Source organism: Psychrobacter sp. T6-1 (assembly GCF_052258445.1).
Window position 1 is genome coordinate 1 of sequence record NZ_JBQQFC010000717.1, and the last position, 679, is coordinate 679.

General features: G+C 42.7%; 1 protein-coding gene. It reads right to left on the reverse strand.

Annotated features, from left to right (window positions below; translation table 11 throughout):
* Window positions 1–376 (reverse strand): ATP-binding cassette domain-containing protein (locus ACTXGO_RS15595; RefSeq protein WP_443575161.1); only part of this gene is annotated, 376 nt, incomplete at its 3' end.
* Window positions 377–679 lie beyond the last annotated feature (303 nt).

Sequence of the window (679 nt, forward strand, 5' to 3'; positions counted from 1 at the left end):
TCTCATCGAACTGCTGATGCAAAACGCCGATTTGCTCATCACTAACTGTACTTAAATCATTGAGCGCCGCGTTAATCCCATACCACTGCTCGTCACCGCTTAAGACATAATCAATCGCCGTCTGACTACTAGCGCCAACCTCCTGCGCCATGTGCGCCACATGCCAGCTATCAGGGATACTCACCTCACCTTTATCAAGCGTGACCTCGGTATCGCCTGTACCCATTTGCGTAAGTAGTAGAGCAAACAAAGTTGATTTGCCTGTGCCATTATTACCCGTCAAGCCTACCTTGTGACCAGGGTGCAGCTGAAAACTTGCCCCTGAAAATAATTCACGACCATCACGGCGCACGCCTACGTCTTTAAATTCGATCATATCTTTTTTTGTCTCAATATTTGTAAAAAAGGAGTCAATAATTTGACTCAGTAGTGCCATGATTGACTATCAAACAGACACTAATAGCGCGGTATTATTTCAAACGCATCACCAATAGGCAAACGATTACATAACTATTTTAAATTCATGCATTTATTATCAGGAGGACTAGTAAAGCTGTAGGTCTAACAACGGCTATCTTGACTTAATAAAATGTCGTTATCTCACGCACTCTTGACAAACGAATAGATAGCCCCATTATGATATACTGCTAATTGATAAGCGCAGGTAGTCCATCAATGC